The 13,422-nt window shown below is 68.9% G+C and carries 11 protein-coding genes and 1 tRNA gene; 5 read left to right on the forward strand and 7 right to left on the reverse strand.

Going from position 1 to position 13,422, the window contains the following annotated elements; genetic code table 11:
- Together IF20_RS34805 and IF20_RS34810 are read left to right on the forward strand one after the other, a co-directional pair.
- A partial coding sequence (locus IF20_RS34805) for a pyridoxal phosphate-dependent decarboxylase family protein (RefSeq protein WP_234426961.1) occupies positions 1–957 on the forward strand: 957 nt, incomplete at its 5' end.
- Positions 954–2,417 carry a lysine N(6)-hydroxylase/L-ornithine N(5)-oxygenase family protein gene (locus tag IF20_RS34810; protein WP_110944842.1) on the forward strand — a complete coding sequence of 488 codons (1,464 nt, stop codon included), beginning with the start codon at positions 954–956 and terminating at the stop codon, positions 2,415–2,417. The genes IF20_RS34805 and IF20_RS34810, both read left to right, overlap by 4 nt.
- On the opposite strand, the gene IF20_RS34815 is transcribed toward IF20_RS34810, so the two are convergent.
- Positions 2,373–4,205 carry a bifunctional metallophosphatase/5'-nucleotidase gene (locus IF20_RS34815; protein WP_052869453.1) on the reverse strand — a complete coding sequence of 611 codons (1,833 nt, stop codon included), beginning with the start codon at positions 4,203–4,205 and terminating at the stop codon, positions 2,373–2,375. The two genes, IF20_RS34810 and IF20_RS34815, sit on opposite strands and share 45 nt — an antisense overlap.
- A gap of 308 nt (positions 4,206–4,513) precedes the next feature.
- Here IF20_RS34815 and IF20_RS34820 point away from each other — a divergent pair, with 308 nt between their 5' ends.
- Complete coding sequence (locus IF20_RS34820) at positions 4,514–5,239, forward strand: SIMPL domain-containing protein (RefSeq protein WP_052869454.1); 726 nt, start codon at positions 4,514–4,516, stop codon at positions 5,237–5,239.
- A gap of 225 nt (positions 5,240–5,464) precedes the next feature.
- Positions 5,465–6,901 (forward strand): pyruvate kinase, encoded by a 1,437-nt coding sequence (pyk, locus tag IF20_RS34825; RefSeq protein WP_052869455.1) that lies wholly within the window; start codon positions 5,465–5,467, stop codon positions 6,899–6,901.
- 19 nt (positions 6,902–6,920) lie between these two features.
- On the opposite strand, the gene IF20_RS34830 is transcribed toward pyk, so the two are convergent.
- Positions 6,921–7,709: a hypothetical protein gene (locus IF20_RS34830; protein WP_052869456.1), complete on the reverse strand. Its 789-nt coding sequence runs from the start codon at positions 7,707–7,709 to the stop codon at positions 6,921–6,923.
- Between the two features lie 87 nt (positions 7,710–7,796).
- A tRNA-Leu gene (locus IF20_RS34835) sits at positions 7,797–7,879 on the reverse strand.
- Positions 7,880–7,969: 90 nt separating this feature from the next.
- On the opposite strand from IF20_RS34835, the gene IF20_RS34840 reads away from it, so the two are divergent.
- The gene (locus IF20_RS34840; protein WP_052869457.1) at positions 7,970–8,632 is read left to right on the forward strand and encodes an ANTAR domain-containing response regulator; all 663 of its coding nucleotides are present in this window, start codon (positions 7,970–7,972) and stop codon (positions 8,630–8,632) included.
- A gap of 126 nt (positions 8,633–8,758) precedes the next feature.
- Here IF20_RS34840 and IF20_RS34845 read toward each other — a convergent pair whose 3' ends face one another.
- The 4 genes from IF20_RS34845 to IF20_RS34860 are packed head-to-tail and all read right to left on the reverse strand — an operon-like array spanning position 8,759 to position 13,296.
- Positions 8,759–9,475 (reverse strand): ABC transporter ATP-binding protein, encoded by a 717-nt coding sequence (locus IF20_RS34845; protein WP_052869458.1) that lies wholly within the window; start codon positions 9,473–9,475, stop codon positions 8,759–8,761.
- Positions 9,472–10,536, reverse strand: coding sequence for an ABC transporter ATP-binding protein (locus IF20_RS34850; RefSeq protein WP_052869459.1), 1,065 nt, complete (start codon positions 10,534–10,536; stop codon positions 9,472–9,474). Before IF20_RS34850 ends, IF20_RS34845 begins: the two co-directional genes overlap by 4 nt.
- Before the next feature lie 7 nt (positions 10,537–10,543).
- The gene (locus tag IF20_RS34855; RefSeq protein WP_052869460.1) at positions 10,544–12,361 is read right to left on the reverse strand and encodes a branched-chain amino acid ABC transporter permease; all 1,818 of its coding nucleotides are present in this window, start codon (positions 12,359–12,361) and stop codon (positions 10,544–10,546) included.
- 5 nt (positions 12,362–12,366) lie between these two features.
- Positions 12,367–13,296 carry a branched-chain amino acid ABC transporter permease gene (locus IF20_RS34860; RefSeq protein ID WP_052869461.1) on the reverse strand — a complete coding sequence of 310 codons (930 nt, stop codon included), beginning with the start codon at positions 13,294–13,296 and terminating at the stop codon, positions 12,367–12,369.
- Positions 13,297–13,422 lie beyond the last annotated feature (126 nt).

Here is a 13,422-nt window from a genome sequence, read left to right on the forward strand (position 1 = left end):
CCCGACCACCCCGGCCGCCCCCACATCTGCACCCACCCTCACACCACCACCCACCCGCACCACGTCCCGCCGACCGCCCCCGCCGGACCCCTGCAAGTTGTCTGCGGCGCCAACGCCCACCACAGCATCCACCGCGCCGCCTGGCTGCTCGGACTCCCCGCCCCCGTCACCGTCCCCACACCCGACGGCACGCTCGCCCCCGCCGACCTAGCCGCCGCCCTGGAACGCCTCGATGGCCGGCCCCTCCTCGCCGTCGCCACCGCCGGCACCACCGACTCCGGAGCCATCGACCCGCTGCCCGCCCTCGCCGACCTCGCCGCCGCACACCACGCCCGCTTCCACATCGACGCGGCCTACGGCGGCCCGCTCCTCTTCAGCGACGCCCACCGCCACCTGCTCACCGGCCTCGACCGCGCCCACACCGTCACCCTCGACCTGCACAAACTGGGCTGGCAGCCGGTGGCCGCCGGATTCCTCGCCGTCCCCGACACCCACGACCTCACCCCCCTCGACCACCGCGCCGACTACCTCAACGCCGACGACGACACCGAAGCCGGCCTCCCCGACCTCCTCGGCCGCTCCCTGCGCACCACCCGCCGCCCCGACATCCTCAAGATCGCCGTCACCCTCAAGGCGCTCGGCCGCCGCGGCATCGCCGACCTGGTCGACCGCACCGTGAAGGCCGCACGCACCCTCGCCGACCTCATCGAAGCCCGCCCCACCCTCGAACTCCACTCACACCCCACCCTCACCACCGTCCTCTTCCGCCCGCACGGCGCCGACGACACCACCGTCGCCACCATCCGCCGCCGCCTCCTCCACGACGGCCGCGCCGTACTGGGCCGCGCCACCACCCCCACCGGCCTCTGGCTCAAAGCCACCCTCCTCAACCCCCACGCCCACCCCGACGACCTGCACACCCTCCTCGACCTAGTGGAAGGCCACACCCCCCGATGACCACCGCCACCGCCCCGGACCCACGCACCCCCCTCGACCTCGTCGGCGTCGGCATCGGCCCCTTCAACCTCTCGCTCGCCGCCCTCGCCCACCCCCTCACCGGCCTCACCTGCGCCTTCTACGACCAGCGCCCCGCCTTCCACTGGCACCCCGGCCTCATGATCGAAGGAGCCACCCTCCAGGTCCCCTTCCTCGCCGACCTCGTCACCCTCGCCGACCCCACCAACCCCTGGAGCTTCCTGAACTACCTCAGGCACCGCGAACGGCTCTTCCCCTTCTACTTCGCCGAACGCTTCCACGCCCCCCGCGCCGAGTACGACGCCTACTGCCGCTGGGTCAGCGAAAACCTCCCCGGCCTGCACTACCGCCACCAGATCGACGGCCTCCGCTGGAACGCCGAACACGCCGTCTTCGAGATCGACCACACCCAACTCGACGCCGAGGGCGAAGCCGAAGCACTGGGCCGGACCTACGCCCGCAACGTCGCCCTCGGCATCGGCACCGCACCCCACGTCCCCGAACCGCTCCAGCCGCTCGCCGACGCCCCCGCCCTCCCCGTCATCCACTCCGCCGACTACCTCGACCACCGCGAACGCCTGCTCAACGCCGACCACATCACCGTCATCGGCTCCGGCCAGTCCGGCGCAGAGGTCTTCCTCGACCTGCTCCGCAACCGCCCCGCAGGCCACGAACGGTTGCACTGGCTGGCGCGCACCCCCGCCTTCGCGCCCATGGAGTACAGCAAGCTCGGCCTGGAGCAGTTCACCCCCGACCACACCCGCTACTTCCACGGCCTCCCCGAAGCCACCCGCGACGCCCTCGTCCCCCAGCAATGGCAGCTCTACAAAGGCATCGACCACGACACCATCGCCGCCATCCACCAAGAGCTCTACGAACGCACCGTCGACGGCGGCTGGCCCGACGCCGTCCTCACCCCCGGCGTCACCGTCCGCACCGCAGGCCGCATCGGCGCCCACACCATCGAACTCCACCTGGAACACGCTCACCAGCAGACGCGCAGCCGCCTCACCACCGACGCCGTCGTCCTCGCCACCGGCTACCGAGAACGCAGCCTCGACGCCCTCACCGGCGCCCTCGCCCCCTACCTACGCCGCGACACCGCCGGCCGCCCCCGCATCGACGTCCACCACCGGCTCGACCTCGATGCCCGCGTCACCGGCTCCGTCTACGTACAGAACGCCGAACGCCACAGCCACGGCGTCGGCGCGCCCGACCTCGGCCTCGCCGCCTGGCGCAGCGCCGTCATCCTCAACCATCTCACCGGCACCACGCCCTACCCCCTGCCCGACCGCACCGCCTTCACCACTTTCGGCCTGGCACCACAGCCCCGCACCCCGCAGCAAACGTCAGGCGGACGGCGGCTCACCCACCAACCGCCCGCCACCGCACGCCCGTCAGAAGACCGGAACGCTGTCCCGCGTCAGCTTCCAGTCCACTGACGAGAACCGCGACGCATCGATCGAACCCGACTGCTTCACCCATTCAATGATCAGGTTCCGGATCTCGTCCGACGTCGCCCATACCTGTTCCGCCTTCGCCACATGCGGGAAATTCCCACCGCCGCTCGCCCGGTAATTGTTCACCGCCAGCACGAAACGGGCCGCCGGATCCACCGGCTCACCATTCAGCTGGAGCTTCCCGATCCGCTGCCCCGCCGGCTTCGCGACATCGATCTCGTACGACACCCCGCTCACCGCGTCATAGTTGTAATCCGGGATGTTCTCCGCATTCGTCAGCTTCGACGGATCCACCTCACCGCCCGCCGGCGTCCGCACGTAATACCGCGCCGAGAACTCCAGGTAGTCCTTCAGCTGCGCGCCGGTCAGTACCCGCGCCTCCAGCGTGTTGTCGAACGGATACAACGCCGCCATCGAGCGGATCGTCACCTCTCCCTCCGGCACCTCCGCCGTACGCGAGAAACACGACGCCTGCGACACCACCGGCAGATCCGCGTACTCCCCACCGGCCAGTGCCTTCCGTACCACCTCCGCCTGCACGAAAGCGATGAAATCCAACACCGGAGTGTCCTTGTACGGCGCCTCCGCCGCCGACAGCCGCGCGGTGGACCGCCCGATCACCTGGTTCACATAGCGCACCACCTTCGCGTGCGCGCCCCGCAGCAACCCGGAAATCCGCTCGTCCTCCGCCGCCGCATGGGAATTCAGCACCCGCGCCGATACCGCATCCACCGCCCAACGCCCGCGCTTCCACACCAGCTCGACGTCGAACAACGTCAGCCGCTGCCCCCACTTCAACGGCTCCGAAAGCACCACCTCACGACCGGTGCGCTCATTCTTCACCCGGTACTCCGCGATCTCCGTGTGCGCATGCCCCACGAGAATCGCGTCGATACCCGGCACCTGCTGCGCCACCAACGCGGCCGCATTCTCCACGTACGGCAGCTGGTCACCGTAGGACGACGTACCGCTGGCCCCCGAATGCGCCGCGACGATCACCACGTCCGCACCCTGCGCCCGCAACCGGGGAACCCACTTCGCGGCCTGCTCCTCCAGCCCCGGAAACGCCATCTTCCCCTGGACGTTCGCCTTGTCCCAGATGGCGATGCCAGGATTCGTCAGCCCCAGAATGCCCACCCGCACATCCCGGCCGTGCGGGGTGCGCAACCGCTTGATGACGTAGGGCGGAAACGCCGGACGCAACGACTTCGCATCCACCGCATTCGCACCCAGCAGCGGAAAATCGCAGTTCTCCTCGAACTTCCGCAGCACCGGGATACCGTAATTGAACTCATGGTTACCGAGCGCCGCGGCGTCGTAACCGATGGCGTTCATGGCCTGCGCCATCGGATGCACCGGTCCGCCCGCACCGGTGATCGGATCCACCTTGGCGTAGTAGTACGCCAATTGCGTCCCCTGAATGGTGTCGCCCGCGTCGATCAGGAGAGTGTTACGGCGGCCCTTCTCGGCGCGTACCTCGTTCACCAGCGTCGAAATCTTCGCCAGGCCGACATCGTTGTGCGCCGCGTCGTCGAATTCCGCGTCCGTCGCGTAATCCCAGTTGAAGACGTTGCCGTGCAGATCGGTCGTACCCATCACGGTGAACGCGTACCGCTTGTCGGAATGACCGTGGCCCGGCCCGTGACCGGCGGCGACCGGCGCGCCCGCCGGCGTGCTCGCCGCGGTGGCCGGCGCACCCGCGCCCGTCAGCGCCACCGCGGCACCCGTGGCGACGGAACTTCCGAGAAACGTTCTGCGATCGAGCGGCATGACCTCTCCTTGACCGTCCGCATCCCTGCGAACCGTTGGTCGTACGACGAGACACCGTTGGTCGTACAACGGAACCTGCAACGGAACAACGCGCGTAGATTCTGGCGCAGACGTAACTCCCGCAACACCCCTCACAGGTTGCGATCAGATGACCCCCACGCCGCCCGCCACTCCCGCACTCGCCTGACAAACCCCGGCCACCGTGCGAGGCTCTCACCGGAAGTCGTGCGAGGCCCTGCCCAGAGAAGACGCGGCCCCGGCCACCCGGAACGCCACCGCGTCGCGCCACCCCGAGGAGCCCCCACCCCATGACCGACGCGCCCACCCCCTTCACCCCCGCCGAACAGCCCGAGCACACCCTCCCGTACGGCACCCCCGACGCCCCGCGCGTCGCCGTACGCGGCGAAGCGCGCCTCGAAGTCGACCCCGAGATCGCCCGCATCGGCATCACCGTCCAGGCCCGCGGCACCGACCGGGCCGCCGCCCTGCAGGACCTCACCCGCCGCAACAGCGAGGTCATCGACCTGGTCAAGAGCTACGGCGAAGCCGTCGAAAAGCTCGCCACCGGCGCCTTCACCGTCACCCCGCAACTCACCCACAAAGGCCGCGGCGAACGCGTCCGCGCCTACCACGGCAACGTCCACCTCACCGCCACCCTCACCGACTTCAGCGCACTCGGTGAACTCGCCACCCGCCTCGCCGACCACGAACTCACCCGCGTCGCCGGCCCCTGGTGGGACCTGCGCCCCGACTCGCCGGCCCACCGCGAAGCCCGCCAACAGGCCGTACGCGAAGCCGTCCAGCGCGCCCGCGAATACGCCGAAGCGCTCGGCGCCCGCCTCGACGCCCTCCTGGAACTCGCCGACATCGGCGCCGAGGCCCCCGCCCCCGGCGGCCCCATGCTCCGCTCCCGCGCCGCCTACGGAGGCACCGCCCACGAAGAGACCGCCCCCGCGCTCGACCTCGAACCCCAACAGCAGACCGTCTACGCCCACGTCAATGCGCGCTTCACGATGACGCGCCCCACGCTCTGAGACCTCACGCGTCGACACGCGTACGCGCAGGGGCACGAGCCGGCCACGGGAACGGATCCCGGCTCGTGCGGACGTACGTACGACTGCACGTGCAAGGCTCGAATGCTGCTCATCGGAGCGGGCGTTCGCACATTGCAATACTTGTCAAGAGGCCTTCACCGCACCGCCGTTGGGCAGTCACTTCTCCACAGGTCTCTACCCGTCGGTAAGTCATAGGGTCGACCCATGCGCCGAGCAAAGATCGTCTGCACCCTGGGACCCGCCACAGATTCGTACGAGCAGATCAAAGCCCTCGTCGAAGCCGGAATGGACGTGGCCCGCTTCAACCTCAGCCACGGCACCTACGCCGACCACGAGGCGCGCTACGAGCGGGTCCGCAAGGCATCCGACGAGACCGGACGCAGCGTCGGCGTACTCGCCGACCTTCAAGGTCCGAAGATCCGCCTCGGCCGCTTCCGAGAAGGCCCCGTCCTCCTCGAAACCGACGACGAATTCACCATCACCGTCGAACCGGACACCGAAGGCGACCGCCACGTCTGCGGCACCACCTACGAAGGACTCGCCGCCGACGTCACCACCGGCGAGCGCATCCTGGTCGACGACGGCAAGGTCACCCTCGAAGTCATCGGCGTCGACGGCCCCAAGGTCCGCACCCGGGTCATCGAAGGCGGCATGGTCTCCGACCACAAGGGCCTCAACCTCCCCGGCGTCGCCGTCTCCGTTCCCGCCCTCTCCGAGAAGGACCAGGACGACCTCCGCTGGGCACTGCGCACCGGCGCCGACGTCATCGCCCTGTCCTTCGTACGCAGCGGCCGCGACATCGAGGACGTCCACCGCATCATGCGCGAGGAAGGCCGCTTCCTCCCCGTCATCGCCAAGGTCGAGAAGCCGCAGGCGGTCGACAACATCGACGACATCGTCGCCGCATTCGACGGCATCATGGTCGCCCGCGGAGACCTCGGCGTCGAAATGCCACTCGAAACGGTCCCGATCGTTCAGAAGCGCGCGGTCAAGCTGGCCCGACGCAACGCCAAGCCGGTCATCGTCGCCACACAGATGCTCGACTCGATGATCGACAACTCCCGGCCCACCCGCGCCGAGGCCTCCGACGTCGCCAACGCCGTCATCGACGGCACGGACGCGGTGATGCTCTCCGGCGAGACCTCCGTCGGCAAGTACCCCACCGAGACCGTCCGCACGATGAGCCGCATCGTCGAGGCCGCCGAGGAAGACATCCTCGCCAAGGGCCTGCGCCCGCTCACCGAGACCAGCAAGCCCCGCACCCAGGGCGGCGCCGTCGCCCGCGCCGCCGCCGAGATGGGCGACTTCCTGGGCGCGAAGTTCCTCGTGGCCTTCACGCAGTCCGGTGACACGGTCCGCCGACTCTCCCGCTACCGCTCGCCGATCCCGCTCCTCGCCTTCACGCCGGAGCCGGCCACCCGCTCCCAGCTCAACCTCACCTGGGGAGTCGAGACCTTCCTCGGCCCGACGGTCGACTCCACGGACGAGATGGTCGCCCAGGTCGACGAGCAGCTCCTGCGCATCGGCCGCTGCCGGCCCGGTGACGTCGTGATCATCACCGCCGGCTCGCCCCCCGGCGTCCCCGGCTCCACGAACCTGGTCCGAGTCCACCACATCGGCGAGGACGACTCCCCGAAGTAGGGGTACGGCGCGTAGGCGCCTAATACTTCGGCCCGACGTGGGCGTCCATGAGCGCTACGGACGCCCGTCGGGCCACGGAGACGTTGAACGGGTCGGAGCCGCGCGCGAGAACCGACCACTGGACACCGACCTCGCTCAGCGTGTCCGTGTACAGCTTCCGGATGTCGTCGGACTTGTTGGTGAAGAGGTACCGCGGATACTCGTAACGCTTCCGTTCCCCGGCGACCGTTCGCGTCGTCCAGTTGGTGATCCGGCAACCGTCGGAGTGGATCAGCCCTCGGATGAGATCCCAGGGATGTGCGTCGACGATCTCCTGCTGCCAGGTTTCGAGGACGATGCGCCGCTCGTGCTTCTTGCCGGGGCCGTGTTGCGGGAAGAGGCACCAGAGGTGCTTTGAGTAGACCTTGACGTTGCGGCAGCCGGTCCTGCGGACGCGGCACACGGAATTGTCGGGGAGCACGGCGCGCATCGCCGTCTCACACGCGTCCATCAGGCCCGGCCAGCTTTCGGCGCAGGTGATCATGAGACTGGGCGCGCGGTGCTGGGAGTACTGGATGATGTGGCCATCGCCGAGGTACAGGCCGAGTAGGTACGCATACGCGCTCTCATCGAGGGCAGAGCTGTCGCAGCGTGGACATCTCGGTAGAGGACGCCCTGGGCATGCGTTGCGCTTGTCGCGATCGACGTGCAGCCAGTAGCCGATGGTCCCCAGCGGGACGTTCAGCTCGCGGGCGACGTCAGCGTTCCGGTGGCCGGAGCGGAGGAGCGAGAGTGGCTTGTGCCGTACAGCAGGGTCATGCTGCGTCATATGATCACTGTGCGTGATGCGTGCAGCTCATGGAGTGACTTCTCGGAGATTCACGCGAAGGTGATCGTCCGCTTCGTGCGTTAAGGGTGCCCGGTGTGGGATTCGAACCCACATGCCCTAAGGCACGGCTGTTTGAGAGCCGCGTGTCTGACCAGTTCCACCAACCGGGCGGGCAGCATCAGACACCCTACCGTGTACGTGCCGCAGCTTGTCGCTAGGTAGGCTGCAATGGCACCACCCTGACTGGAACGAGGAGTCACGTGAGCGCCGCCGAGCCCGAGCAGCCCGTCGCCGACGAGCAGTCGCACGTCCCGCCGCAGACCACCCGCGTCGTCATTGCCGAGGACGAGGCGCTCATCCGCCTGGATCTCAAAGAGATGCTGGAGGAGGAGGGCTACACGGTCGTGGGTGAGGCCGGGGACGGCGCGAAGGCCGTGGAGCTGGCCCGCGAGCACCGCCCCGACCTGGTGATCCTCGACGTGAAGATGCCCGTCCTCGACGGGATCTCCGCGGCCGAGCAGATCGCCGAGGAGAGCATCGCCCCCGTACTGATGCTGACCGCGTTCTCCCAGCGCGAGCTGGTCGAGCGGGCGCGGGACGCCGGCGCCATGGCGTACCTGGTCAAGCCGTTCTCCAAGAGCGACGTCGTGCCGGCGATCGAGATGGCTGTGAGCCGCTTCACGGAGCTGCGGACGCTGGAGAACGAGGTCGCGGACCTCACCCAGCGACTGGAGACCCGCAAGCTCGTGGACCGGGCGAAGAGCATCCTGCAGACGCAGTACGGGCTGACCGAGCCCGCGGCGTTCCGGTGGATCCAGAAGACGTCGATGGACCGGCGGCTGTCGATGCAGCAGGTCGCCGAGGCGGTCATCGAGGACGCCGAGGAGAAGAAGCAGAAGGAGAAGGACAAGCCCTCCGAGTAGCCGTCCGCTTCGGGGATCGCGCACGGCGGTTCCGGCGGAGCGGCAGGAGGTACACGTATGCGGCGAGGGCCGCACCACCATCGTGGTGCGGCCCTCGCCGCATACGTAAGGGCGGCAGTGCGCCGGTCAGTCCTCGCCCAGGTATGCCTTGCGGACGGACTCGTCATGGAGGAGGTCGCGGCCGGTGCCGGAGAGAACGATCCTGCCGATCTCCATGACGTGGCCGTGATCGGCGAGGGAGAGCGCGGCCTGGGCGTTCTGTTCGACGAGGAGGATCGTCGTGCCCTGGGAGCGCAGCTCGGTGATGGTCTCCATGATCTTCTGCATCATGATCGGGGAGAGGCCCATGGAGGGTTCGTCGAGCATGAGGAGTTTGGGGCGGGACATCAGGGCGCGGCCCATGGCGAGCATTTGTTGTTCGCCGCCGGAGAGGGTGCCGGAGGCTTGTTTGCGGCGTTCTCCGAGGATGGGGAAGAGCTCGTAGATCCGCTGGATGTCGCGTTCGATAGCGGTGCTGTCTTTGCGGAGGAAGGCGCCGAGCTGGAGGTTTTCGGCGATGGTGAGGCGGGGGAAGAGGCGGCGGCCTTCGGGGGAGTGGGCGAGGCCGCGTTCGACGATCTTGTGTGGTCCGGTGCCGTTGAGGACCTGGCCGTCGAAGGTGATCTTTCCGGCGAGTGGCTTGAGGAGGCCGGAGAGGGTGCGGAGGGTGGTGGTCTTGCCGGCGCCGTTGGTGCCGATGAGGGTGACGACCTGGCCTGCCTGCACGGTGAAGGAGATGCCTTTGACGGCTTCGATCTTGCCGTAGGCGACGCGGAGGTTCTCGACTTCGAGCAGGGCGGTCATCGCGCGTCTCCGTTCGGGGCGTCCTCGTCGGGCGCGTGGTCCGGTGCCGGTCGGGTCTCGTCGGCAGCCTGAGTACCGGCAGCCTGAGTGCCGGCTGCTTGCGTACCGTCCGGGTGCGTACCGGGTGGTTGCGTTTCGGCTGCCTGCGTACCGACCGTGCCCGTACCGGCTGCCTGCGTATCGACCGCCTGCGTACCGGTCGTTCGGGTGCCGACTGCCTGCGCTTCGGCCGCGTCGACCTCGGCGGCTTCTTCCGCGCCGGGGGCACCTTCGAAGGGAGTGCCGAGGTAGGCGGCGACGACGCGTTCATCGGCCTGGACGACGTCGGCGGTGCCTTCGATGAGTTTCTCGCCCTGCACGAGGACGGCGACGCGGTCGCAGAGGTTGAAGATGAAGCGCATGTCGTGCTCGATGACGAGGACGGCGGTGCCCTGGTCGCGGATGGCGAGGACGAGGTCCTGGGTGGCGCGGGTCTCTTGGGGGTTCATGCCGGCGGTGGGTTCGTCCAGGAGGAGGAGGCCGGGTTCGCTGGCGAGGGCGCGGGCGATTTCGAGCTTGCGTTGTTCGCCGTAGGGGAGGTTGCGGGCGAGGTGGTCGCGTTTGGCGGCGAGCCCGGTGAATTCGAGGAGTTCGATGGCGCGGGCTTCGCTGCCGCGTTCGGCTTTTTTGAAGCCGGGGCCTCGGAGGAGTGCTGACCAGAGGCCTTCTTTGGTGCGGGTGTGGCGGCCGACGAGGACGTTCTCCAGGACGGTCATGTTGGCGAAGAGGCGGATGTTCTGGAAGGTGCGGGCGACGCCGGCCTGGGTGACGAGGTGGGGTTTGGGGGAGAGACGGGTGCCCTTGTAGCGGACGGTGCCTTCGGTGGGGGTGTAGAGGCCGGTGAGGCAGTTGAAGAAGGTGGTTTTGCCGGCGCCGTTGGGGCCGATGAGGCCGACGATTTCGCCGGGGGAGACGGTGAGGTCGACGGCGCGTACGGCGGTGAGGCCGCCGAACCGCATGGTGACGCCGGCGGCTTCGAGGACGGCGCCGTTGCTCTTTGTGACGGTGGTGGGTGTGGTCATGGTGTCCTCACGCCCCTGCCTTGGTGGCGCCGGTGGTGTCGTCGCTCAGGCGCTGTTCGGGTACGTCGGGTACGTCGAGTTGGCCGGTCTCGTGGAATTCGAGCTGCTTGCGGCGGTCGGGGATGAGTCCTTCGGGGCGGAAGCGCATGAGGAGGACGAGCGCGAGGCCGAAGAGGAACAGCTGGTAATCCTGGAGAAAGTCCAGCTTGGCGGGGATGAGGAAGAGGAGTGCCGCGCCGACGAGGGGGCCGCTGAGGGTGCCCATGCCGCCGAGGATGACGGCGGCGAGGAGGAAGGCGGAGTTGGGCGGTTGCGGTCCGGCGAACTGGAACTGCTCGGGTGTGACGGTCGTTACTACGTGTGCATGGACGGTTCCGGCGAGTCCGGCGAGGGCGGCGCCGAGTGCGAAGGCGAGCAGGCGAAGGCGGAAGGAGTTGATGCCCATGGCGATGGCGGCGGTTTCGTCCTCGCGGATGGCGATCCAGGCGCGGCCGATGCGGGAGGCGGCGGCGCGGCGGAAGACGAGGACGACGAAGGCCGTCACGAGGATCATGAGGAGGTAGTAGTTGCCGTAGGTGGCGATGGGCACGCCGAGGATGGTGTGGGGTTCGCCGAAGTTGAAGCCGAGGATTTCCAGGTTGGGGACGTTGGGGATGCCCATGGCGCCGTTGGTGACGTCGGGTCCGGTGGTGTCGTTGAGGTTGAGCATGGCGATGCGGAAGATCTCACCGAAGCCGAGGGTGACGATGGCGAGGTAGTCGCCGCGCAGTCGCAGGGTGGGGGCGCCGATGAGGACGCCGAAGACGAGGGCTGCGGCGGCTCCGGTGAGAAGGGCTGCCCAGAAGGGGAGTTGGATGCCGAGGGCGGAGTCGGGGGAGCCGGAGACGAGGGCTGCGGCGTAGGCGCCGACGCCGAGGAAGGCGACGTAGCCGAGGTCGAGCAGGCCGGCGAGGCCGACGACGACGTTCAGGCCGAGGGCGACGGTCGCGAAGATCAGGATGTTGGCGCCGATGATCGTGTACTCGTCGGTGTCCTGGGTGAAGGGGAAGGCGGCCGCGGCGAGGAAGGCGGCGGCGAGTGCGACGCCGCGGTGCCGGCGGGTGAGCGCGGTGAGGCGGTCGATGAGGCCGGCGCGTTGGACTGCGGGGACGGCGAGGGCGACGAAGAGGAGGTAGCCGACGAAGGGGGGCCCGTCCTCGGCGTCGATGCCGTAGGTGAAGGCGAACAGCCCGATACCGAAGGCCACGACGATGAGGAGGAGCTCGGCCCAGGAGGGGAGCTGTTTGGCGGGCCTGGGGGTGGGTACGGCGGCGCAGCTGTTGGTGAAGCGTTGCCAGGGGCCGTGCGGGGGTGTGGAGGGGGTGCGGTCGGCCGGGAGGCCGAGGGCGCCGGCGAGGGTGAGCAGTGCGGTGGCGCCGGCGATGAAGCCGCCGGGTTCGAGGTTGATCAGGCCGCCGAGTTGTACGGCGATGGCGCCGAGGGTGAACCAGGTGGCGGCGAAGGTGGCGAGTGCGGCGAAGAGGACGGGTGCGTTGCGGCCACCGGGGGTGAGCACGGTGAGGCCGCGGAGGCCGAGGCCGGAGAGGGCGAAGGCGAGGGTGAGGAGGGCTCCGACGAGGGTGATGAGCTGGAGTCCGGCCGGGGAGCCGTAGTAGGTGAGGTCGCCGGGGAATTCGCTGCTCCAGGTCCAGGAGAGGCCGGTGGAGGCGGCGGTGAGGAGGGCGCCGGCGGCGGTGATGATGCGGGCGGTGAGTGCGGGGAGGGGGAGGAGGCCCTTGGGCGGTGTGTCCGTGGCGGGGGTCTTGGTGAGGGGAGTGGTGGTCATCGCTATCACGCCCGATCCGCGACGCGTTCGCCCAGTAGGCCCTGTGGCCGCAGGAGGAGTACGAGGATGAGGAGGACGAAGGCCCAGACGTCTTTCCAGGCTCCGCCGCCGAATTGGGCCATGCCGGGGATGTCTTCGACGTAGGCGGTGGCGAGGGCTTCGGCGACGCCGAGGACGACGCCGCCGAGCATGGCGCCGTAGATGTTGCCGATGCCGCCGAGTACGGCCGCGGTGAAGGCTTTCAGGCCCATGATGAAGCCCATGCGGAACTGGACTTCGCCGGTGCGCAGTCCGTAGGCGACGGCGGCGACGCCGGCGAAGGCAGCGCCGATGGCGAAGGCGAGGACGATGATGCGGTCGGTGTTGATGCCCATGAGCGCGGCGGTGTCGCGGTCCTGTGCGGTGGCCTGCATGGCGCGGCCGCTGCGGGTCCGGGAGACGAAGTAGCCGAGGGCGAGCATGCAGAGCGGGGCGGCGATGAGGACGAAGAGGTCGCCGCGTTGGACGGTGGCGCCCAGGACGTCGAAGGCGTCGCCTTTGAACTGCGGGAAGACGCGGGCTTTCTTGGCGTCGGGGTACCACTTCCAGACGGCTTGCTGGAGTGCGATGGACAGGCCGATGGCGGTGATGAGGGGGGCGAGGCGGGGTGCGCCGCGCAGGGGGCGGTAGGCGAAGCGTTCGGCGGCGACGCCGACGAGTACGGAGACGAGGATGCCGCCGATGAGCATGAGGGGGAGGGCTGCCATGAGGGGCAGGCCGGAGGGGAGGGCGAGGTAGACGGTGAGCGCACCGAAGCCGCCGACCATGAAGATCTCGCCGTGTGCGAAGTTGATGAGCTGGACGATGCCGTAGACCATCGTGTAGCCGATCGCGATGAGTCCGTACATCGCGCCGAGGATGAGTCCGTTGGCCAGCTGTTGCGGCAGTTCGTTCACCGCAGGGCCTCCGTGGGGTGGGAAGGTACCGGTGGGCCGTGCATGCGGGGGGTGTGCGGTGTGCCGCGGGCCGCGCCAGGGGCTCGGTGTCCTGCTGGCGCGGCCCGGTGAGGGGGGCAGAGGTGG

It is taken from the genome of Streptomyces niger (genome assembly GCF_000718305.1).
Classification (GTDB): domain Bacteria; phylum Actinomycetota; class Actinomycetes; order Streptomycetales; family Streptomycetaceae; genus Streptomyces; species Streptomyces niger.